Raw genomic sequence first — 21,994 nt, forward strand, 5'->3', positions numbered from 1 at the left:
TAATTTGCCATTCATGCTTCACATCTAGCAACATCAAGGACATTCATGGCATTTGTGCATTTGGGCGTACACAGCGAGTTCGCCATCGTCGATTCTATTGTGCGTATCAAAGACTTAGTTAAGGCTGCTAAGGCAGATGGGCAGACGGCGTTGGCTTTGGCGGATTTGAACAATATGTTTGCTGTGGTCAAGTTTTATAAGGCTTGCACAGCAGCAGGCATTAAGCCCATCATCGGCTTGGAGGCAACTATTGGCGATGCCATCGACCGCACAGCCGAAGAAAATGCTCACACTGTCATGCTTTATGCAATGAATAATGACGGCTACAAAAATCTCCTTCGCCTATTATCCGATGCCTACACCGACCGCCCCAAGAACGACAATGGCACAGTATCTGTCCATACACCCATCATCACCAAAGATGCCTTGTTTGCTCACAATGATGGCATCATCGCCATCTTGACCGACCGCTCTGAGACAGCAAATGTCTTAAAGGGCAATCACCCAGAATCTTTTGCCAATTGTGTCAGACCATGGCAAGAGGTCTTTGGTGATCGCTTATATCTTGGCATTAAACGCACACACACAGGCGACGATGGCTATAATCGCCAAGCCATCATTCAAGGTTCACAAGCTGGCATCGCCATCATCGCCCATAATGATGTCCGCTTTATGAACCCTGTGCCAGAGCATCAAAATCTGGGTAAAGATGACGAAGTCAGTAGCGACTTTGATGCTCATGAGGCTCGTGTATGCATTGCCACAGGCTGGACGCTAGACAGCCCACATCGCCCAAGAAACTACACCGAACAGCAGTATTTTCGTACACAAGACGAGATGGCAAAGTTATTTGCCGACATTCCCCAAGTCATCAAAAACACCACACTGCTTGCCAGCCGCTGCAATGTAACACTCACGCTTGGGATTAATGTATTGCCCGACTTCCCCATTCCTGAGGGTGAGACGATTGAGAGCTTTTTTAGAAAAGTGAGCAATGAAGGCCTTGACCAACGCCTTGCTAAGCTTTATCCTACCCACACCCGTGATGAGAATTGGGATAAGACACTTAAAAGCTATCAAGACCGCCTAAATTATGAGCTAGACATTATCTTAAAAATGGGTTTTCCGGGTTATTTTCTCATCGTCATGGATTTTATCCGCTGGGCAAAAGCCAATGGTGTGCCAGTTGGTCCAGGTCGTGGCTCAGGAGCAGGCTCACTGGTGGCATACAGCCTAAATATCACCGACCTTGACCCACTTGAATACGATTTGCTTTTTGAGCGTTTTTTAAACCCTGAGCGTGTGTCCATGCCCGACTTTGATATTGACTTTTGTATTGAAGGGCGAGACAGAGTTATCGACTATGTAGGTCGCACTTATGGGCGTAAAGCGGTATCACAAATCATCACTTTTGGTACAATGGCAGCTCGTGCGGTAGTGCGAGATGTTGCTCGTGTACAAGGCAAACCACTGGGTCTTGCTGACAAAATGTCAAAACTCATTCCAAAAACTCCCGGCATTTCGCTTGCTGAGGCCGTACAAGAAGAACAGCAACTTAGAGAATTGCTGAGTCAAGATTCCACTCACCCAGACCACGAAGCTGCTTTGGAAATTTGGGACATGGCAGAAAAACTTGAAGGCATCACTAGAAATGTTGGTAAGCACGCAGGTGGTGTACTCATCGCTCCCAATCGCATTTCTGACTTTTCTGCCGTGTATTGTGATGATGAAGGACACCCAGTCAGCCAGTTTGATAAAGATGATGTTGAGGCGGTAGGTCTGGTGAAATTTGACTTCCTAGGTCTTCGTAACCTTACCGTCATTCAAGCAGCAGTTGATAACATCAATACCACTCGTGCCAAACTTGGTCAAGAACCCATTGATCTAGAAAAACTACCCCTTAACGACAGTGCTGTCTATGAATCCGTCTTGCAATCAGGCAATACCACCGCTGTATTCCAGCTTGAAAGCTCGGGCATGAAAAAATACCTAAAACAGCTAAAACCAACCAATATTGAAGATGTTATTGCGATGTGTGCCTTATATCGCCCAGGTCCATTAGAATCTGGCATGGTAACAGACTTTATCGACCGCAAACATGGCATTCAAGAGCCTGCCTACCCCCACCCAGATTTTCAACATGAATGGCTAGAAGCACCACTCAAAGCCACCTACGGGGTCATTGTTTATCAAGAACAAGTCATGCAAATTGCCCAAGTTCTATCAGGCTATACACTAGGCGGTGCTGATATGCTTCGCCGTGCCATGGGTAAGAAAAAACCCGAAGAGATGGCAAAACAACGCAGTATTTTTGTTGAAGGGGCGATTGGGCAAGGCGTATCAGGTGAGCTGGCAGGGCAGATATTTGATTTGGTAGAGAAGTTTGCAGGCTATGGATTTAATAAATCACACTCAGCCGCTTATGGTGTGCTTGCTTATCAAACGGCTTATTTAAAATATTATTACCCTGCTGAATTCATGGCGGCCGTTTTGACATCAGAAATGGACGACACCGACACAATTGTCTTTTTAATTTCTGATTGCAAAGACAACTTTGATTTGTCTGTCATTCCACCAAGCGTCAATCACAGCGATTGGCGATTTGTCGTCCAAGATGATAAGACCATCATCTATGGACTCGGTGCGGTCAAGGGCGTGGGTGAAGAGGCGGTCGCCAGCATTGTCAGGGCAAGAAAAGATGGCGAATTTAAAGACCTCTATGATTTTTGCAATCGTGTGGACATTAAAAAAGTTGGCAAACGAGCCCTAGAAGCACTCATCTGTGCAGGTTGCTTTGATGATTTGGCAGTAAAGATCAAACCAGAATTTGCCGCCCAAGAACTACGCCATCATATCCGTGGCGGACTTTGGGAACAACTGCCAGCCGCTGCTCAGGTTGCCGAACAAAATCGCCAAAACGAGCTGGCTGGTACTTTTGATTTATTTGGTGAGGTTGATGATGGATTGTCAGTCGCTCCAGAATTGCCCAATGTCATCTGGGGCGATCAGACTCGTTTAAAAGGCGAAAAAGACACACTGGGGCTGTATTTGACAGGACATCCACTTGACAAATACCGAACCGAGCTCAAAAAGTACACCAACATCACCCAACTTTCTGAACTTGGCGATACAGGTCATAATAAATATGCTCGAGTTGCAGGGCTGGTCATTGATGTCGCCAACTTTGGCAACCGAGTCGCCATCACGCTTGATGATGGCAGTTGTCGTGTAGAGGTGAGCTGTTTTACCGATAAGTTTACCCATCTAAAATCGGTGCTAGAGGCCAAAACGCCCAACGCCACTGAATTACGAAAAATTCCCAAAGAAAACTGGGAAACCATTGAGGATTTAAATGGGGCAATCATCATCGCAAAGTTAAGCGTGCGTGAGTCTGATGGACGAGTTTTTGCCAGAATGCAAGATGCGATGTCTTTAACACAAGCTCGATTAAAACATTTGTCAGCTGTTAATATCAAATTACACACCCACGATACAACCGCCTTAGCTGGCATTTTGTCTTTATTAAAAGAAAATCACCCACCAGAAGACATGCCTATTTTTGAAGACGAAGACAGCATTGAAGATGCGGTTGCCTATGATGAAGAAGGCAATGAAATCATCATGCCAAAGCCTGCCATCATCAAAGACGGCTGTTTGCCTGTATCGCTGTTCTTATACGATGATTGCAGCATCTCAAAACTTATGGTAAATGACCGCTTTCGCTTATGCCCTAGCGATACTGTCATCAGCGGTTTGCAGGCGATTTTACCACCAGAGAATATCATATTAAGGTAGCTTGATACGGCTTAACATTTAAAAATGTGATATCCCCCACTTTTATCATAAATAAAAAACACAAACCAAATGAATCATCTTAACCACTTAAAAAACATTCGTATTGTCATGATTGGCACAACCCTACCTGCCAATATCGGCTCTGCTGCTCGTGCCATGCACACGATGGGGCTTGATGACTTAATGATCATCAAGCCTCGCCTACCTATTGATGAGACAAGCATTGCCAGTGCCGCAGGGGCGGTAAGTGTTCTTAAAAAAGCTTGCATTGTTAATACGCTGGACGAAGCACTCGCTGATTGTTCGCTCGTCTTTGCCGCTTCTGCTCGCACTCGTCATCTACCACGCCCTGTCGTTACCCCCAGTCAAAGTGCAAATATCTTGGCAAACTTTTTTACTCAGCAAATCAAACAACCAGATAATAAAAAACCACCTAAGATTGCCATTTTATTTGGTCGAGAAGACAGAGGCCTGACCAACGATGAGCTTGCCGCTGCCGACTACCACATTCAAATTCCTGCCAATCCTGACTATCCTGTACTCAATGTTGCCGCTGCAGTACAGGTGATTAGTTCGTTCATTTATGATAGATTTATTCAATCAAATGAGGATAAATCAAATAACGCCAATCAAATGACACTCACCATTCGTCAAGACTGGGACGAGGCCATGATCACTCACAGCCAAAAAGATGCACTCAATGACGCCATCATCAATCTGATGACAAGGCTTGATTTGGCAGATAGCCAAGACTTAAAAAACCTACCAAGTCGCTTGTCTCGACTAAGTAGCCGAGTACAGCTTGATCAAAAAGAATATGCTTTATTGCGATCTTTGATTGCCAAAATCAGCCAAAAAATCTAACCAACCACGCTTTATTTTAAGGATTGCCATGTCCATCATCAATCGTTTAAAATCACTCATCTTTGCTGTCAATGAAGACATCGAAGCGGTGCTTGACAAAGACCCAGCTGCTCGTAGCAAAGCTGAGGTTGCCATTACATATCCTGGCATTCACGCACGCACCCTACACCGAGCGGCCCACGCCTTATGGAATGCCGACCAAAAACTTGCTGCACGCACACTATCGCATATTGGCCGTATGACAACAGGCATAGAAATCCACCCTGCTGCCAAAATTGGTAGACGCTTGTTTATTGACCATGGTATGGGCGTGGTCATTGGTGAGACAGCAGAAATTGGTGATGATGTTACCTTATATCATGGCGTTACCTTAGGTGGTGTGTCATGGGAGAAAGGTACAAAACGCCACCCCACTCTTGGCGATCATGTCGTGGTGGGTGCAGGTGCAAAAATTCTAGGTGGCTTTACTGTAGGCAACAACGCCAAAATCGGCTCAAATGCTGTTGTCGTTAAGCCCGTCCCTAGCAACACCACAATGATCGGCTCTGCCGCTCGCATGATTGACAAAACCAACAAAAAAGATGCACCAAAAGTCAGTCAAGAGCAATCAGATGCTGCCAATGAGCTGTTCAATGCCTACGGTCTAAAACCAGACAGCCAAGATCCAATCGCCACCAGTATTGCCGCCCTGCTGGCTCACATTCAAAACCAAGATAAAAAAATATGCGAACTGCAAGCCGCCATCTGCAAACTGGATCCAAACTTTTGTGCCGACATCATCACGCCCATCTGCAAAGATGATTTAGATGTACTTAATTGCTAGACATTTGGCTAAATTTTTATGATTTACTATTTTTATTTGCTATAATGGCAAGTTAAAACCCCTTTGATTGGCCATAGCTTAACAAACAGCAAAATCCTGCTTTTGCATTGATACTTTTATATTTTATACTTCATACTTTGATGATTTGACGCTTTTTATAAATAGGAAACTTTCCATGACTGACACCACCGAAAAAAGACGAGTTCTCACAGGGATTACCACCACAGGCATTCCACATTTGGGCAACTATGTCGGCTCAATTCGCCCTGCCATCGCTGCCGCCAACGAAGCGGTCGCCAAAGGTGAGGGTGATGCGTTCTTTTTTTTGGCGGATTTTCATGCACTCATCAAATGCTTCGACCCTGACGAAATCCATCGCTCCACTCGTGCCATCGCAGCCACTTGGTTGGCGTGCGGCCTTGACCCTAAAACTTTAACCTTTTATCGTCAATCAGACATTGCCGAGATTCCAGAGCTTGCGTGGATTTTAAACTGTTCATGCGCCAAGGGTTTGATGAACCGTGCTCATGCCTACAAAGCAGCTGTTGATATTAATACCGCCAAAGAAGATACCGACCCTGATTTTGGCATTACCATGGGGCTATTTAGCTACCCTGTACTGATGGCGGCAGATATTTTAATGTTCAACGCCACCCATGTCCCTGTTGGCAAAGACCAAGTTCAGCACATTGAAATGGCACGAGATATCGCTGGTACTTTTAATTTTAAATACAAAGCCCTGTTTACTCAGCCTACTGCTGTGGTTGATGAAGACACGCCACTACTGACAGGGCTTGATGGCCGTAAAATGAGCAAATCTTATGGCAATACCATTCCGCTGTTTGGCGATGGCAATCCACAAATTGATCCAGAAAAAGCTCTAAAAAAAGCGATTGCACAAATCGTTACCAATTCACAAGCCCCAGAAGAGCCAAAAGACCCTGACAACTGCAACATTTTTGAAATTTATCGTGCCTTTGCCAACAAAGAAGAAATCAAAGCACTGGCAGCACATTATCGCCAAGGCATCGGCTGGGGCGAAGCAAAAGAAATTTTGTTTCATAAAATCAATGACGAAATTGCTCCCATGCGGGCTCGTTATTTTGAACTGATGAATGATCCTAAAGAATTAGAAGAAATCCTACAAATGGGGGCAATCAAGGCTCGACGAGTTGCCCAAAAGCAACTTGACAAAACTCGCCGTGCAATTGGTATCAAGCCTTTAGCGAAGCTCAAATGACATGACAGACACCATCACAAATCTTGCGACCAACGATACGCAGATTCGTATCTTTGACACCCCTGTTGAAAGCTTGCCTGAGGATTTATATATCCCACCGCAAGCATTTGCCATTTGGCTAGAACAATTTGCAGGCCCGCTTGACTTTTTGTTGTACTTGGTTAAAAAGAATAATTTTGATTTAACCGAGACTGCCATCTTGCCCATCACAGAGCAATATCTCAGTTACATCAAAGACTTAGATGAAGAATATTTTGAGCTAGCGGGCGACTATTTGCTCATGGCAAGCACATTAATCGCCATTAAAAGTGAGCTGTTGTTGCCTCAAGCAAGCATCAATGATGAAGAATTAAGCCCAAAAGCACGCCTGATTCAAAAGCTAGAAGAGTATGCTCAAATCAAAGAAGCCGCCAAACGCCTTGACAATCTCATTCGTCTTGAAAGAGATGTGTTTTTGGCATTTACAAGCCTACCCAGCACACAAGCAATGCGTGCCGAATTGCCCAAATACTCGCCACAAATTTTGGTTGACAGTCTCATCAATATGCAAATCAAGCCAGATTATCAAATGCACACGGTCGCCATCGACCCTGTGCCATTGCCTGAGAGAATCGCCGCTATTACTCGGACTTTGAGCAAAAAAGGCATGGCCACCTTCAAAGAATTGCTTGAACCTACACAAGGTAAACTTGGCGTGGTGGTCAGTTTTGTGGCGATTCTTGAACTCATCAAGCGTGGTTTGGTGGGATTTGACGAGTACCCAACAGATGACTTTGATGATGAAAGTGCAGACAATTACGCTCTCACCACCGAAAAGCAAGCCAAAAATACACTGCCCAGCGTAGATAACATTGGATACGCCATTGGTGAGCAGACGCTTTATTGGTTACGCTGATTGGCTGATTGGCATTTTGTACTTACATTATTGATGTTCAGCCTATTGACACCACTATTTATTTCATCTTAAATTATTTTTATAAAAATCATGGAAAATTTAATCACTCCCCTAGTACTTGATGTGGCCGCTGCCAACACAAAAACAGACGAACAAAAAGCCATCTTGGAGGCACACGCTACCGCCGAAGCACTCAGTCGCTATATTGAGGTGCTATTACACGCCAGCGAAACCCCCCTAACTGATACCGACCTAAAAAAACATCTGTCCATGAGCAGTGATGAACTGCAAATGGCTCTTATCATTTTAAAAGAACGCCTAGCAGGAAGCGTGTTAACGCTTGGCAAAACTGCCAGTGGCTACCGACTACAAATCAAAGACAACTACTCACGACTCATTCAACAAATTTTTCCAGAAAGATTGGAAAGCCTAAGTCAGGCATTGCTTGAAACCCTAAGTGTCATCGCTTATAGACAGCCTGTAACTCGTGGCGACATCGAGCAGGTGCGTGGCGTTACCGTATCAAGCAATATTTTAAGACAGCTTTTTGACAAGGGCTGGATTATGGAAAAGGGTCATAAAGACACGCTGGGTAAGCCTGCCTTATTACACACCACGCCTGCATTTTTAGATGCGTTTGGCTTATTGAGTTTGGAGGATTTACCAGAATTACCCGACCTACAAAGTTTAAATATCAGATAGTCTGATTGTTGATTGTTGATTGTTGATTGTTGATTGTATTATTTAACCATCGGCAGTCCTAATATGTTTTTTTATTTTTTGGCATTGTTAATTTAAAGTACATTTGAAAAACCTTTTACCTAAAAACCACCTAAAAAATGTCTGTCGGTAGAATTGGTGTTTTTACCACTTTATGACAAATTTTTCTTGCCAAATACCATCAAAAGCCGTATCATTAACCTTTTTAACATTGTGAAATGTTGCTATCCAACCACAGGACCATCATCATGAATGACACCACCAGCTTTACCGACATTGATTCGTCTCAATCAGCACCAACCAGCCACGCCGATGGCGAAAAACTTCAAAAATTACTCGCTCGCATGGGATTGGGCTCACGGCGTGGATTGGAAGATATTATTAAGGCAGGGCGTATCTCTATCAATGGTCGCATTGCCACTTTGGGCGACCGTGCCACCACTACTGATGAGATTCGTGTCGATGGTCGGCTTGTGCGTATCAAGGCAGAACGAGAAAAACGCCGCCGTATCATTGCCTACTATAAGCCAGAAGGTGAAATTTCATCAGCCTCAGACCCAGAAGGTCGCCCTACCGTTTTTGACCGCCTGCCTAAACTTACAGGCGATAGATGGGTCATGGTCGGTCGTCTAGACATCAACTCATCAGGGTTACTACTATTTACCAACGATGGTGAGCTGGCACACCGTTTGATGCACCCTTCAAATGAAGTTGTCCGTGAGTATGCGGTGCGTGTGCTTGGCGAAGTTACCCCACAAATTGCCCAAAACCTAACTCGTGGCGTTGAGCTTGAAGATGGCATGGCAAAGTTTGATGACATCAAAGAAGGTGGTGGCATGGGTGTCAATAAATGGTATCATGTCAAAATCAAAGAAGGTCGCAAGCGTGAAGTGCGTCGTATGTTTGAATCCCAAGAACTCAAAGTTTCTCGCCTAATCCGCACTCGCTATGGTACGGTCATTCTACCAAAAGAGCTACGCACAGGGCGATTCATTGAGCTTGATGCTAAAGAAATCGGCAAACTCATCGAAACAGTAGGCTTACGCCCTCGCATCGGCACAGGTCTTAATACCGCCGCCAAAGAAAAGCAAGCACGCATTCACAAAAAACCGCTCAAATCTCGTGAAATTCGCCGTCAAAAACACGAAAGACACGAAAAACAAGAGGAGCGACGCAGCCGCATGGGTGGTAAACCTGCCAATAAAGGCAAGCGACTATCACAAGAGCGTGCCTCAACACCAAACTCACCCAACCTAAAAACTGCCAAATTTTATCAGATATGAAATAAGGTCTAATCATGTATCCGTTTTTTCGTCTTGCCAAAACCATTGTCAAAAGCTCGCTTGATTTCAAAAAAGGCGATAAACTAGACTTTTATGACACAAGCGAATATCGTTTTACCGCCAATGTGAACGACATTGACAACTTTCTTGAAATGAATAATGGGCGAATTTTTACGCTATTTGATTTGGGTCGTACGGATTTTGCCATTCGTTCAGGTCTTGGGGCAAAACTCATCAAAAACCGCTGGGGGCTGGTCGTGGCAGGTAGCACCATTCAGTATCGCAAGCGGATTCGTGCCTTTGATCAAGTCGTGATGAAAACTCGCATTTGTGCGGTGGATGAACGCTGGTTTTATGTTGAACAAACCATGTGGGTTAAGGACAAATGCACCTGCCACGCTCTACTGCGTACGGCGGTAACTGATTTTAAATCTGGCAAAGCCCTACCCACCAAAAAAGTTTTAGACAGTTTGGGCTATGTAAACATCCACCTACCCCCTGATGAATGGGTGCAGGCATGGATTGATGCCGACAAGCTGCGTCCTTATCCAAGTGAGTGATGAAACTTTTTTTAATAAAAAAAAGGCTATCTAAATAAATATTGGGTTGGTATTTTTATTCCAAAGCATTAATTTAGCTTTTAAAATAAGAAAATAGCAGTCTTATTTTACTCCTAATTAAAACTCCTACCACAAAGGATAAAAAAGGACAAATAACCCCATATTAGATAGCACGCATTTTTTATTATTCATTTAAAAAATATATTCGTTTATTTTAAAAATAATACTTACCATCTCATCGCTTTTATGTTTTAATATGGCAATTTTTTTGTCAAGGTGGTATTTATTCCACCATCAAAAGCATTTTACTCATTTAACTTGAAACTCGAGAAGTTATCATGACCGCAACAACTACTGCACCAGATTTTGTCCGTCATCAAGCCCTAGTAAATTGGGTTGCTCAAATCGCAAATCTTACCAAGCCTGCTCGCATCGAATGGTGCGATGGTTCACAAGAAGAATATGACCGCCTAATCAATCTTATGATTGACAACGGCACTATGGTAAAATTAAACCAAGAAAAACACCCAAATTCATATCTGGCATTTTCAGACCCATCAGATGTAGCTCGTGTCGAAGACCGTACTTTCATCTGCTCAGAGCAAGAAATCGACGCTGGTGCAACCAACAACTGGCAACACCCAGACGAGATGCGTGCCAAGTTGGCAGGTTTATTTGATGGTTGTATGGCAGGACGCACCATGTATGTTGTGCCTTTTAGTATGGGCCCTTTGGGTAGCCACATTGCTCATATCGGTGTTGAACTGACCGACAGTCCTTATGTGGTAGCCAGTATGCGTAAAATGGCTCGTATGGGCAAGGCGGTATATGATGTACTTGGTACAGACGGTGAATTTGTACCATGTATACACTCTGTTGGTGCACCATTAGCCGACGGTCAAAAAGATGTGGCGTGGCCTTGTAACGATGATAAATACATCGTTCACTTCCCAGAAACTCGTGAAATCTGGTCTTATGGCTCAGGCTATGGTGGCAACGCTCTACTTGGCAAAAAATGCCTAGCCTTGCGTATCGCCTCTGTCATGGGCCGTGAACAAGGTTGGCTGGCTGAGCATATGCTTATTTTGGGCGTAACCAATCCACAAGGCAAAAAACACTACATCGCCGCAGCATTCCCTTCAGCGTGCGGTAAGACCAACTTTGCTATGTTGATTCCACCAGCAGGATATGAGGGCTGGAAGGTAGAAACTGTGGGCGATGACATCGCATGGATTAAGCCATCAGCAGACGGCAAACTATACGCCATCAACCCAGAAGCAGGCTTTTTTGGTGTTGCTCCTGGCACAAACACCAAGACCAACTCCAACTGCATGAGCACATTAGGCTCTGATGTCATCTATACCAATGTGGCAATGACAGAAGACGGCGAGGCGTGGTGGGAAGGAAAAACCAAAGAAACCCCAGAAAAACTCATCAATTGGAAACGCCAAAAGCATGATGGTAGCGAAAAAGCATCGCATGCCAATGCCCGCTTTACTGTATCAGCGGCTCAATGTCCATCTATCGACCCACAATGGGAAAATCCAGAAGGTGTGCCAATTTCTGCCTTTATCTTTGGCGGTCGCCGCGCTGATACTGTGCCATTAGTATCGGAGGCTTTTGACTGGGTGGATGGCGTGTATAAAGCTGCCACCATGGGTTCTGAAACCACCGCCGCCGCCACTGGTGCACAGGGTGTGGTACGCCGTGATCCATTCGCCATGCTACCATTTGCAGGCTACAACATGGCTGACTATTTTACCAACTGGCTAGAAATGGGCAAGCAGCTAGAAAAACTGACCAACGAACACGGTACCAAAATGCCTAAGATGTTTAAGGTAAACTGGTTCCGCCGTGATGAAAATGGTGATTTTGTATGGCCTGGCTTTGGTCAAAATATGCGTGTGCTTGAATGGATTATTGACCGCTGTGATGGTAAAGCAAATGCCGTCCATACACCAATTGGTCTTGTGCCTACTTATGGCGACATCAATTGGGCAGAGTCTGATTTTAGCGAGCAACAATTTAGCTTAGTAACCAGCCAAGACAAAGATGCTTGGGTAAAAGAATTAAACGACCATCAGGCACTGTTTGAAAAACTTGGTGAGCGTATGCCGCAAGCCTTGATTGACCATCAAGCCAAACTGCTTGATGCGGTACAAAGTGCTTAATCATCAATAATATTTAAAGCATTCTAATTATTATTAGAATGCTTTTTTATTTAAAAATAAGCCTTTATGACAACAGACCACCACCATCAAGGGTAGCTAAAAAAACAAAAAGACAGCTTATAGACTGTCTTTTTATAATGTTAATCTGACTTAATCGGCTTGGCATATCAAGCGAAAAATTCCTCATCAAAAGACATGATGCTGGTTGCACCTGCTTGTGCCATATCAGCATGAGCATAGAGTTTTGGTAAACTACGCACCACGAAATAATCCGCCAATTTACAACGCTCATCATAAAATTTACCAGATTTACCATCGCTGGCATTGACTATCAGTAGATACATATAAGCATAACACAAATAGCCAACAGCGTGCAAATAATCCACCGCCGATGCATTGATGGTATTTACATCTGTTTTGGCAATTGCCATCAGCTCGTTAGTCAAAGAGCGAATACGAACAGTCGCTTGTTTTAGTGCTGTCTTGATGGCGTGATTGGTGGCACTAGACTCACACGCCAAATCAATCTCATCAAGAAAGGCAAGCATCGTCTTGGCATCATTTTTTATCACCTTACGACCCAATAAGTCAAGCGACTGAATGCCATTTGTACCTTCATAAATTTGGCTGATGCGAGTATCACGGACAATCTGTTCCATACCCCATTCTTTGACATAGCCATGCCCACCAAATACCTGCTGACAATCAATGGTTGCATCAAACGCCATATCAGTCAAGAATGCTTTAACTACAGGCGTTAATAAGGTAACTTTGGCATTGGCATGAGACTGACAAATCTCATCATTACCAAATTTGGCGATATCCAGCTCCTTTGCCACATACATAGCAAAAGTACGAGAAGCAACACTATTAATCTTAGCATTCAATAGCATACGACGCACATCACCAAAACCGATGATGGGGTCGGCCATCTCATCGGCATTTTTAATACCATCATCATGACGACCTTGCAAGCGGTCTTTGGCATAATTACAAGCGTTTTGATACGCCAATACACTTGCCCCCAGACCTTGCAGACCCATCGTAACACGCTCATAATTCATCATAATGAACATCGTAGCAAGCCCTGTATTTTCCGCCCCCACCATATAACCTTTGGCATCATCAAAATTCATCACACAAGTGGCAGAGGCCTTAATACCCATCTTATGCTCAATAGACCCTGCCAAAACAGCATTTCTCTCCCCTAACGAACCATCATCATTAACCAAAAATTTTGGCACAATGAACAGCGAAATTCCTTTTGAGCCAGCAGGTGCATTTGGCGTCTTGGCAAGCACCAAATGAATGATATTATCTGCCAAATCATGCTCACCACCTGTGATAAAAATCTTAGTGCCTGTGATATTATAAGAGCCATCATCATTGGGTGTGGCACGAGTCTTGATGATTCCAAGGTCTGTGCCTGCGTGCGGTTCGGTCAAACACATTGTACCTGCCCATTCGCCTGTATAAAATTTAGGCAAATAGGTCGTTTTTTGCTCATCACTGCCACCAGCAAGCAAGCAAAGGCTTGCCCCAACAGTCAGGTTAGGGTATAGGGCAAAAGACTGATTTACCGAAAACAGCATCTCCTCTGTCAGCATGGTTACCATTTTTGGCATACCCTGCCCACCAAATTCAGGCGAACCACCCAAGCCAATCCAACCCATGTCTCCATACGCATGAAACGCTTCTTTAAAGCCTGCTGGTGTTGCTACTTTGCCTTCGCCCAAATACTTAGCACCCTCATCATCACCAGACTGATTTAATGGCAACAACACCTCACGGCTAAATTTTGCCATTTCTTCTAAAATCATGTCCACTGTCTCAGTGTCCATATGCGAAAGATTGGGTGTATTTTGCCAAAAATTCGGTGCATCAAAGACTTCATTCAGCGTAAAACGCATTTCGTCTAAGGGCGCTTGATACTTCAAACTCATAATAACTCCTTTTTTGAGTAAAAACCAAACAAATATCTTGCTATATTTTACATTTTAAGACCAGTTTTATCAAAACCTTATGATCAATCATCGTACCTTAAAACACATTATCATCAAAAACCAACACTTAAAAACTATTAAAAATAGTTAAAAACAGTTAAAAATAAAAAAAAAGATTAAAAAACCAATGCAACAATAAGGACGATAACATGACAATCAGCCGTCTCACTGTAAAATAAAATCGACCATCCTTGCAAGCCCTTCAAAAGACCAAGCAGTCATTTTAATTACTTGCCATCAATTTTAGCATGGCACAAGATTGGCTGAATTTGGTATTTTTGGTATTATTATTAAATGTTAAAAATAAAGCACCCGCCCAATAATTTAGCATTTTATTTGAGAAATATTCAAAATCATGCTTTAATAGCCAAAAAAATAGCCAAAATGAATCATCACACATTTTAATCGGTCAAATTATGCCAATCACAACCAAACCCACCATCATTTCTGCCACTTTTAAAGACACGCCTGCCGATTTTATCGTTACCGAAAAACTGAACCTTAAATTTGATGAGCAAGGCGAGCATCTTTGGTTATATGTTAAAAAAACTGGCATGAATACCACTTTTGTTGCAAAGCTTTTGGCACAATGGGCAGAAGTACCCAGTCGTGATGTAGGATACTCTGGATTAAAAGATCGCCATGCCATTACCCATCAATGGTTCAGCATACGCTTACCAAAAAAGAATCAACCTGAGCAAAGTTTTGCAGATTTTATCCAAGGCAAATTACAAGATGGTGAGGAAATTGACATTTTGCAACAATTTTGGCACGGCAAAAAATTGCATCATGGCACACATGAATCAAACCACTTCATCATCACCTTAAAAGACATCGTGGGTGAAAAGTCTGCGATTAATGCACAGTTAGAACACATTGCCAAGCATGGTGTACCAAACTATTTTGGCGAACAAAGATTTGGGCATGATGGCAATAACCTCACCAAAGCCCAAATGTTTTTTGAAAAACTATTAGCCAGCTCAAAACCCTACAAACCCAGCAAAAAAGACCTAGAACGAAACAGCCTGCTCATTTCAGCAGTACGCAGTCACCTGTTTAATCAAGTCTTGACTCTTAGGGTGGCGGATAATACTTGGGATAAAGCAATATCTGGCGATGTATTTAATCTTGATGGCACAGGCTCAGTATTTACTGCCGATATTGATGATGAAATTCGTGAACGCATTGACAATCATGACATTCACCCCACCATCACTTTATACGGCGTGGGAGAAAATAAAGCAAGTAAACGAGCACTGGATTTAGAAAATCAAGTTTTTCAAGATGAAAAAAATATGATATTCACCAAAGGCTTGCAAAAAACAAATGTCAAAATCATGCGAAGATCCATGCGTTTGATTGTGCAGAAGCTTTCTTGGCAATGGCAAAACGACACCTTGGTAATGTCATTTACCCTGCCAAAAGGTACTTTTGCCACCGTTGTCTTGCACACTTTATCCCAAACACTAAACAACCATAATCACACAAATATTAAGGCATAAATGATGGCACATAAAAATAAGACACACACTACTTTTGTTATGGTCATGCTTGCCATTAGCCAAAATACATACGCCACCAACATACAAAACATACAAGATGACACACAAGCACCCACCGCCCACATACAAAGTAGCACACTCATCAACGCAAAAAACAACGAAGATGCCAACACCCTAAAAGCCCAAGCAAAAAATCCCCAATCGCCAGTTATGGATTTAGAAATAAAAACATCGCCCATCTGCTCGCCAGATGCTTTGTTGGTAGGTATTGAGCATTTTGCCTATGATGAAGTTTTTGCCGAAGACTTGGTGTGGAGTGGCTACGGTGATAAATCACATGAAAACAAACTCATTCACAAAGATGTCAAAAAACCCTTACAAGACTTAGTAAAAGCAGCAGCCAAAGACAAAGTGGCGTTATATCCAAGCTCCATCTTTCGCTCAGTAAGGGCCCAAGATGCCATCATCAAACGCAAAATCCGCCAGAAACAACCTCCTAGCAGTATTTATTTTACCTCGTCGCCTGCAGGCTTTTCTGAACATCATACTGGCTATGCGGTAGATTTTGCCCCAATTGATACTAAGTTTGCCAAAACCAAAGGTCATCAATGGCTCATGCAAAATGCTCAAAAATACGGATGGCAAAAGACCTTCACGCCAGAATTTTCTGCCAAGACTGGCGTGTCCGAAGAATCTTGGCACTGGCGTTATGTGGGTGATGAGCGTGGGCAATCATTATTCGCACCACGCACCTGCCAACCGCTAAACACAGATGATGGCACCGATAAAAAAATGAATAATAAAACAAGATATCAAGCCATCGGCTTATCGTACACCTAAATGAAAAAATAGAGAAAAATCAAAGATAAAGAAAAATCAGAGTGTCGCCACATAAGCAAGCACTTCATCAAGTACAGACAATACCCTTTGGTCATGCCCTGCATTTGGTGCATTGACCATAACCACCAAAACATACCACCTGCCACGACTGTCCATGATATAGCCTGCCATGCTTTTAACATCATTTAGTGTACCTGTCTTAATATAAGCCCGCCCAATCGCAGGATGATTAAAATTTCTTTTAATCAAGCTTGCCATCGTGCCAGATTTTCCTGCTATTGGCAAGGAAGTCTTAAATACTTCAAAATTTGGCTGTCTGTACGCAAAAGCAAGCAATTCTGCCATTGCCATTGGAGTAATCTGACAATCTCGGCATAGTCCAGACGCACGACTCATCATAGGTGATGCACTTGTCAAATGGTCTTGCCACCATTGGTTGATAAAACCAAATGCCTTAGGGTAATCGCTTGCTGATACATTAGGTAGGGATAATGGCAATGATAACGCCATTTGTTCGGTCATGACATTATTAGAATATTGGTTAATCAGATAAATCTGCTCAGCCAATGGCTTAGATGGGTAGATCAGCCAAGGCAGCGCCATGCCTACGGCTTGTTGTTTGTTTGCCAGCCCAACCATGCCCGAAAAATTATTGTCCAGCTTTTGCCATTCGCCCTGCACCGCCTTTACTGCAAGTGTATCAGCATCATTAAAGGTCAGCCAATAAGAGCGACGACCACAGACAGCATTTGTGCCATTAAGCACAACCAGTCTGGCATCTGTCAAATGAAAATCAGCATCAGACAGACAGCTTTTTTTATTCGTCAAAATTTGGTTCGGTGAATCAAAATCCGCTAATGTCGGCATGACCTGCACCATAGCACTTTGATTGTCCACTGGCAAAACATCCACTTCCAATGTACCAAAATTCACCAAAAAAGCATTTGGTGCAGCATTGTAGGCACGCACCCCCTGCCCATCAAAAGCATTGATGTCAAATTTAACATGATTAAATGCCAAATTATCAATCATGATATTGCCACGAATATGGCGAATGCCTTGTGCCTGCACCTGTTGCAACATAGCACGCAGACGCTCATGCGTCATTGCAGGGTCACCAGTGCCTTGAATGACCAAATCGCCATACAGTATGCCATTGACAATCACTCCTTTTGGATAGACACGCGTTACCCAGCGGTGGTTTTCACCCCAAGTGTGCAAAGCGATAAAAGTTGTGATAAGTTTTTGGGTAGATGCAGGTATGCGTGGCTGGTCAGCTCGGTGGCGAATGATGGGATTGTGGCGTAAATTGGCATTAGATGGATTAACACGACTTGGTGTTTGATTGATTTGGCTGTTTTGTGCTGATGGTACGGCGGTTAAAGGCTCAACCCAAAGACTGATCTTGTCATCATCCAATCCTGCAATCACCATTTTATCACGAATGGCCTGAGGCAGGGCATCACCTGCATTACCTGCCATCAAAACAGGAGTATCTGTCGCACTTGCCATCTGAATACAGACAGACTCAGACATCATTAGGCTGCCAAGCAATAGACAAAACCAAGCTGACAGTCTCATTGTTTTAGCATTTTTCACACAAACACCAACCCAAGCCAAACTCGTGCATCAAGCAAAAAAATATCAAGCAAAATAGCGATCCAAACCCTCTTGAATGCCTGAACTGATCACACCTTTTAAAGGCTTTGCCAAAAATGCCAAATCCGCTTCAAAAATAACTTTATCTGCATCTAAAAATGCACGCCCATCTACACCTGATGTATTAACGGTGGCAGTGTCGGTATCCACACCCTCATGATAGACAGCATTCACACCAAATTGCATTTTAGCTTCTTCTAACCATTTTTTCGCCTGACTCCGAGCTGTTTGTAGGTCAAGATTATGGCGTTTTTCAATACGAATGTCTGGCATGATAATTCCTAAAAAATTTCAAAATAAATGCTTGGCTAAATAAAATAAGCAGCTTAGGCAAAAAAAAGATCATGTTTATTTTATCAAACAAGCTTTTTAAAATATCAAGCTTTTTATATAAATCAATAAACACAGATGAAAGTTTGATTAAGTTTTTGGTAGGGTAACCCCTGTTTGACCCTGATATTTTCCACCACGGTCTTTATAGGATATTTCACAGACATCATCTGCATCACTTTGAAAAAACAGCATCTGTGCCACACCCTCGCCTGCATAAATGCGTGCTGGCAAGTTGGTGGTATTGCTAAATTCCAAAGTTACATGACCCTCCCACTCAGGTTCAAGTGGCGTAACATTGACGATGATCCCACAGCGTGCATAAGTGGATTTTCCAAGACAGATGGTTAGGACATCACGAGGAATCTTAAAGTATTCTACCGTGCGAGCCAACGCAAATGAGTTTGGCGGAATGATGCACTCATCGCCTACCACATCAATAAAACTGCGTTCATCAAAATTCTTTGGGTCCACAATGGCAGAATGCACATTGGTAAATACCTTAAATTCATTGGCACAGCGTACATCATAACCATAGCTTGATGTACCAAAACTAACAATTTTGTCGCCTTTGTCATTATGGCGGATTTGATTTGGCTCAAATGGTGCAATCATTTCACATTCGCTGGCCATTTTACGAATCCAACGGTCTGATTTGATGGACATAATTTTTCCTAAAATTTTGTTCAAGTTTAATGATTTATCATTATAAATGATAACACCGATTTAAGCAATTCACGAGATTTTGAGCTCAAAAAATCCGCCCATCATGACGCACTTTGGCATATTGCTTAATATGAGTTTCAATATTTTTAGCAATGTCATCATAAATGTGTGCAATTTTTGTATCAATATCAGTTGGCGTGCCGTTATCCATCTGCTCACGAATTTGAATATCAATGGGAAGTTGTCCCAATAGTGGCACACCATACATCTTTGCCATATTTTTACCACCATCTGCACCAAAAATATGATCAATATGTCCACATTGAGTGCATATATGCAGTGCCATATTCTCCACAATACCAAGCAATGGAATGTGCACTTTTTGAAACATCTCCACACCTTTTTTGGCATCAAGCAAAGCAATGTGCTGTGGTGTGGTAACAATCACCGCTCCTGTTACAGGTATACGCTGGGCAAGTGTCAGCGTAATATCACCCGTCCCTGGTGGCATATCAATAATGAGATAGTCAAGATTTGGCCAATTGGTCTGATGATACATTTGCATGAGTGCCCCAGTCGCTTTCACGCCACGCCACGCAATCGGTGTACTATCACTGTCAATCAGACTACCAATTGATAGCATTGCAATGCCATTTGCATCAATTGGGATAAATTGATCATTCTCAATCTCAGGTCGCACACCCACTTTTCCTAGCATATCTGGTATAGATGGGCCATAGATATCAGCATCTAAAATACCTACCTTATTGCCCATTTTTTGCAGGGCAAGAGCGACATTTACAGTAGTGGTAGATTTGCCCACACCACCCTTACCCGATGCCACAGCAATGATATGACGAATGCGTGGGTGCGGTGCAATATCCGATTGTTTAGAATGAGACTTGGGCAGTTCTTCTTTATTATCTGCATTGTTTGTATTGTCTGCATTGTTTACTGGGATAAAAGTCTGAGCTGATGGCTTTGATAAAGTTTTTGTTGTAGGTGCAACGCTTTGTGTCATGACAACATTCAGATTTACCTCTTTAATACCCAGTATGTGCAGTTTGGTACGCAAGGCATGGTAAATGTTCTCAAGCTGTTTGCGGTCGGTGTCTTTGGTGATTTTCAAGGACAAATTCACCACATCATCTACCAACTCAATGCTTGTTAAGTACTCAACCAACGGCTTATCACACAAGCAAAATTCACTCAACGCATCAGCGATTTGTGCCTGCGTGAGTTTCTTTTTTTTAAATAATTTAAACATTGTTATCGCCCAAAGCTACCAATTTGTTCATTTGTTGATCAACTGTTTGACCAACTTTTATTTTATCAACCAAATAGTTTGTCTGTGCGTGGTTTTGACAAAATCTTTGCATAAGACACACAAAACAATCCAAAAGCGATTATCCATACCACCTGAGAAACCAAAATCCATAGCATATAATCACCACCAAACATCGGCATAAACACCCGACACGCCCCCGAGACAATCATCAGAACAAACATCAAACCAACCGCCTTAGGTGGTGTGTGAATGTTTCTTGCTGTATGCCCCAAAGACACCCTCGCCATCATCGCAATTGTCATCAACCCCACACCAAACAATGCCAGACCATGCAAACCAAGTGAATGTAGATTCAAATTGTCATCAACAAAAGGCGATATGACAAAAATCAATAATCCTGCCGTCATGCCACCAAAAGCAATGACAAGCGACCATAAAAGTGGCTTATGCCAAATACCATGATGATACCAGTTTTTTAGTCTTAGGGTGTTAGCAACAAAGCAAATCAAGGCAAAAATACTGGCAATTTTTGGCCAGTCTAAAAATAAATCCGCCACCATAAAAAGCACCAAGCCAAGCAGATTGGCACGGTCAAGCAAAACAGAATTTCTTTGCTCAACCTTCAATCCATTCGGCTTGCCATATGTATCCACACTGACACCCTTAGCGATAAAAAATGACAACACACGGCGTGCAATGGTGAACACCACACCAATGATGACATATAACCCTGCATGGAGTGAAAGTTGCTGAGTGGTCAAATGATTGGTAAGTACGCCCCAATAAAAAGCGATGTTTGCAAACATCAGCAGAACAAGTTTTAATACAATACCAAGCTGGTTTTTTTGTCTTGCCAGCCATACCGCCTTGATGACCCAAAAGCTGGTCAAAGCCCAAAATAAAACATCAAATACAAACGCCCCAAAGATGATTGCCATACTTGGTGTTGCGTGTAAACCAAGCCACAAAAGACGAGCCATCACCCAAGGAGAAAAAATCCAAAATAATCGCCAACCATAAGGCATGGGCTGATTTGTCCAAGTTTTTACCGCTGTCAATAAAAATCCTGCAATCACAGCAAGTGAATAGCCAAACACCATCTCATGACCATGCCAATAAAATGGATCTAATTCACCTTTAAAAGAAACAAAGCCTTGTAAAATCAGAAGCCAAAGCAACATACTTACCACAGCAAACATCGCCGACCCCATAAAAAAGATACGAAAGCCTAGATTTAAAATGGGGTGCGGAGAGCTGGGTCGCTTGGTAACATGATCAATGTCAATCAGCATGATTGTCTTATCTTAAATGATTTTGGTGAATTTTATCAGATTGATGATTATGATACGCCCATT

Annotated in this window: 17 protein-coding genes; 11 read left to right on the top strand and 6 right to left on the bottom strand. The window is 42.9% G+C overall.

Features of this window, described 5'->3' with window-relative positions; all coding sequences use genetic code 11:
- The first annotated feature begins 45 nt into the window (after positions 1-45).
- The 9 genes from dnaE to R0123_RS02470 all read left to right on the top strand — a co-directional run bounded on the left by dnaE (position 46) and on the right by R0123_RS02470 (position 12,351).
- Positions 46-3,795, top strand: a complete 3,750-nt coding sequence (gene dnaE, locus R0123_RS02430) for a DNA polymerase III subunit alpha (RefSeq protein ID WP_323842981.1) — start codon at positions 46-48, stop codon at positions 3,793-3,795.
- A 69-nt stretch (positions 3,796-3,864) separates the two neighbouring features.
- Positions 3,865-4,659, top strand: coding sequence for an RNA methyltransferase (locus R0123_RS02435; protein ID WP_323842982.1), 795 nt, complete (start codon positions 3,865-3,867; stop codon positions 4,657-4,659).
- Positions 4,660-4,687: 28 nt separating this feature from the next.
- Positions 4,688-5,482, top strand: coding sequence for a serine O-acetyltransferase (gene cysE / locus R0123_RS02440; RefSeq protein WP_323842147.1), 795 nt, complete (start codon positions 4,688-4,690; stop codon positions 5,480-5,482).
- A gap of 175 nt (positions 5,483-5,657) precedes the next feature.
- Entirely contained in the window at positions 5,658-6,722 is a 1,065-nt protein-coding gene (gene trpS / locus R0123_RS02445) for a tryptophan--tRNA ligase (protein ID WP_323842983.1), read from the top strand.
- Position 6,723: 1 nt separating this feature from the next.
- Entirely contained in the window at positions 6,724-7,617 is an 894-nt protein-coding gene (locus R0123_RS02450) for a ScpA family protein (protein WP_323842149.1), read from the top strand.
- Positions 7,618-7,707: 90 nt separating this feature from the next.
- Positions 7,708-8,319 carry an SMC-Scp complex subunit ScpB gene (gene scpB, locus R0123_RS02455; protein WP_323842150.1) on the top strand — a complete coding sequence of 204 codons (612 nt, stop codon included), beginning with the start codon at positions 7,708-7,710 and terminating at the stop codon, positions 8,317-8,319.
- Positions 8,320-8,681: 362 nt separating this feature from the next.
- Positions 8,682-9,620: a 23S rRNA pseudouridine(2605) synthase RluB gene (gene rluB, locus R0123_RS02460; RefSeq protein ID WP_416381692.1), complete on the top strand. Its 939-nt coding sequence runs from the start codon at positions 8,682-8,684 to the stop codon at positions 9,618-9,620.
- Between the two features lie 14 nt (positions 9,621-9,634).
- Positions 9,635-10,180, top strand: a complete 546-nt coding sequence (locus R0123_RS02465) for an acyl-CoA thioesterase (protein WP_323842985.1) — start codon at positions 9,635-9,637, stop codon at positions 10,178-10,180.
- A gap of 338 nt (positions 10,181-10,518) precedes the next feature.
- Positions 10,519-12,351, top strand: a complete 1,833-nt coding sequence (locus R0123_RS02470) for a phosphoenolpyruvate carboxykinase (GTP) (RefSeq protein ID WP_323842986.1) — start codon at positions 10,519-10,521, stop codon at positions 12,349-12,351.
- 167 nt (positions 12,352-12,518) lie between these two features.
- On the opposite strand, the gene R0123_RS02475 is transcribed toward R0123_RS02470, so the two are convergent.
- Complete coding sequence (locus tag R0123_RS02475) at positions 12,519-14,294, bottom strand: acyl-CoA dehydrogenase C-terminal domain-containing protein (RefSeq protein ID WP_323842987.1); 1,776 nt, start codon at positions 14,292-14,294, stop codon at positions 12,519-12,521.
- 476 nt (positions 14,295-14,770) lie between these two features.
- Here R0123_RS02475 and truD point away from each other — a divergent pair, with 476 nt between their 5' ends.
- Complete coding sequence (truD, locus tag R0123_RS02480; protein WP_323842988.1) at positions 14,771-15,856, top strand: tRNA pseudouridine(13) synthase TruD; 1,086 nt, start codon at positions 14,771-14,773, stop codon at positions 15,854-15,856.
- A 3-nt stretch (positions 15,857-15,859) separates the two neighbouring features.
- Complete coding sequence (locus tag R0123_RS02485; RefSeq protein ID WP_323842989.1) at positions 15,860-16,696, top strand: M15 family metallopeptidase; 837 nt, start codon at positions 15,860-15,862, stop codon at positions 16,694-16,696.
- 36 nt (positions 16,697-16,732) lie between these two features.
- Here R0123_RS02485 and dacB read toward each other — a convergent pair whose 3' ends face one another.
- The 5 genes from dacB to R0123_RS02510 form a co-directional block, all read right to left on the bottom strand.
- Positions 16,733-18,295 carry a D-alanyl-D-alanine carboxypeptidase/D-alanyl-D-alanine-endopeptidase gene (dacB, locus tag R0123_RS02490; protein WP_323842990.1) on the bottom strand — a complete coding sequence of 521 codons (1,563 nt, stop codon included), beginning with the start codon at positions 18,293-18,295 and terminating at the stop codon, positions 16,733-16,735.
- 45 nt (positions 18,296-18,340) lie between these two features.
- Positions 18,341-18,628 carry a polyhydroxyalkanoic acid system family protein gene (locus R0123_RS02495; RefSeq protein WP_323842991.1) on the bottom strand — a complete coding sequence of 96 codons (288 nt, stop codon included), beginning with the start codon at positions 18,626-18,628 and terminating at the stop codon, positions 18,341-18,343.
- Between the two features lie 147 nt (positions 18,629-18,775).
- Positions 18,776-19,351: a dCTP deaminase gene (dcd, locus tag R0123_RS02500; RefSeq protein ID WP_323842160.1), complete on the bottom strand. Its 576-nt coding sequence runs from the start codon at positions 19,349-19,351 to the stop codon at positions 18,776-18,778.
- Between the two features lie 85 nt (positions 19,352-19,436).
- On the bottom strand, positions 19,437-20,618 hold the full coding sequence (apbC, locus tag R0123_RS02505; protein ID WP_323842992.1) for an iron-sulfur cluster carrier protein ApbC: 1,182 nt from the start codon (positions 20,616-20,618) through the stop codon (positions 19,437-19,439).
- A gap of 65 nt (positions 20,619-20,683) precedes the next feature.
- Positions 20,684-21,931, bottom strand: a complete 1,248-nt coding sequence (locus R0123_RS02510) for an NnrS family protein (RefSeq protein ID WP_323842993.1) — start codon at positions 21,929-21,931, stop codon at positions 20,684-20,686.
- Positions 21,932-21,994: the final 63 nt, after the last annotated feature.

This window comes from Moraxella sp. Pampa, assembly GCF_035181385.1.
Taxonomy (GTDB): Bacteria; Pseudomonadota; Gammaproteobacteria; order Pseudomonadales; family Moraxellaceae; genus Moraxella.

Bases quoted from the DNA above. Each gene is read 5' to 3' on its own strand.
- dnaE (WP_323842981.1), top strand. From the start codon at position 46: ATGGCATTTGTGCATTTGGGCGTACACAGCGAGTTCGCCATCGTCGAT.
- R0123_RS02435 (WP_323842982.1), top strand. From the start codon at position 3,865: ATGAATCATCTTAACCACTTAAAAAACATTCGTATTGTCATGATTGGC.
- cysE (WP_323842147.1), top strand. From the start codon at position 4,688: ATGTCCATCATCAATCGTTTAAAATCACTCATCTTTGCTGTCAATGAA.
- trpS (WP_323842983.1), top strand. From the start codon at position 5,658: ATGACTGACACCACCGAAAAAAGACGAGTTCTCACAGGGATTACCACC.
- R0123_RS02450 (WP_323842149.1), top strand. From the start codon at position 6,724: ATGACAGACACCATCACAAATCTTGCGACCAACGATACGCAGATTCGT.
- scpB (WP_323842150.1), top strand. From the start codon at position 7,708: ATGGAAAATTTAATCACTCCCCTAGTACTTGATGTGGCCGCTGCCAAC.
- rluB (WP_416381692.1), top strand. From the start codon at position 8,682: ATGGGATTGGGCTCACGGCGTGGATTGGAAGATATTATTAAGGCAGGG.
- R0123_RS02465 (WP_323842985.1), top strand. From the start codon at position 9,635: ATGTATCCGTTTTTTCGTCTTGCCAAAACCATTGTCAAAAGCTCGCTT.
- R0123_RS02470 (WP_323842986.1), top strand. From the start codon at position 10,519: ATGACCGCAACAACTACTGCACCAGATTTTGTCCGTCATCAAGCCCTA.
- R0123_RS02475 (WP_323842987.1), bottom strand. From the start codon at position 14,294: ATGAGTTTGAAGTATCAAGCGCCCTTAGACGAAATGCGTTTTACGCTG.
- truD (WP_323842988.1), top strand. From the start codon at position 14,771: ATGCCAATCACAACCAAACCCACCATCATTTCTGCCACTTTTAAAGAC.
- R0123_RS02485 (WP_323842989.1), top strand. From the start codon at position 15,860: ATGGCACATAAAAATAAGACACACACTACTTTTGTTATGGTCATGCTT.
- R0123_RS02495 (WP_323842991.1), bottom strand. From the start codon at position 18,628: ATGCCAGACATTCGTATTGAAAAACGCCATAATCTTGACCTACAAACA.
- dcd (WP_323842160.1), bottom strand. From the start codon at position 19,351: ATGTCCATCAAATCAGACCGTTGGATTCGTAAAATGGCCAGCGAATGT.
- apbC (WP_323842992.1), bottom strand. From the start codon at position 20,618: ATGTTTAAATTATTTAAAAAAAAGAAACTCACGCAGGCACAAATCGCT.
- R0123_RS02510 (WP_323842993.1), bottom strand. From the start codon at position 21,931: ATGCTGATTGACATTGATCATGTTACCAAGCGACCCAGCTCTCCGCAC.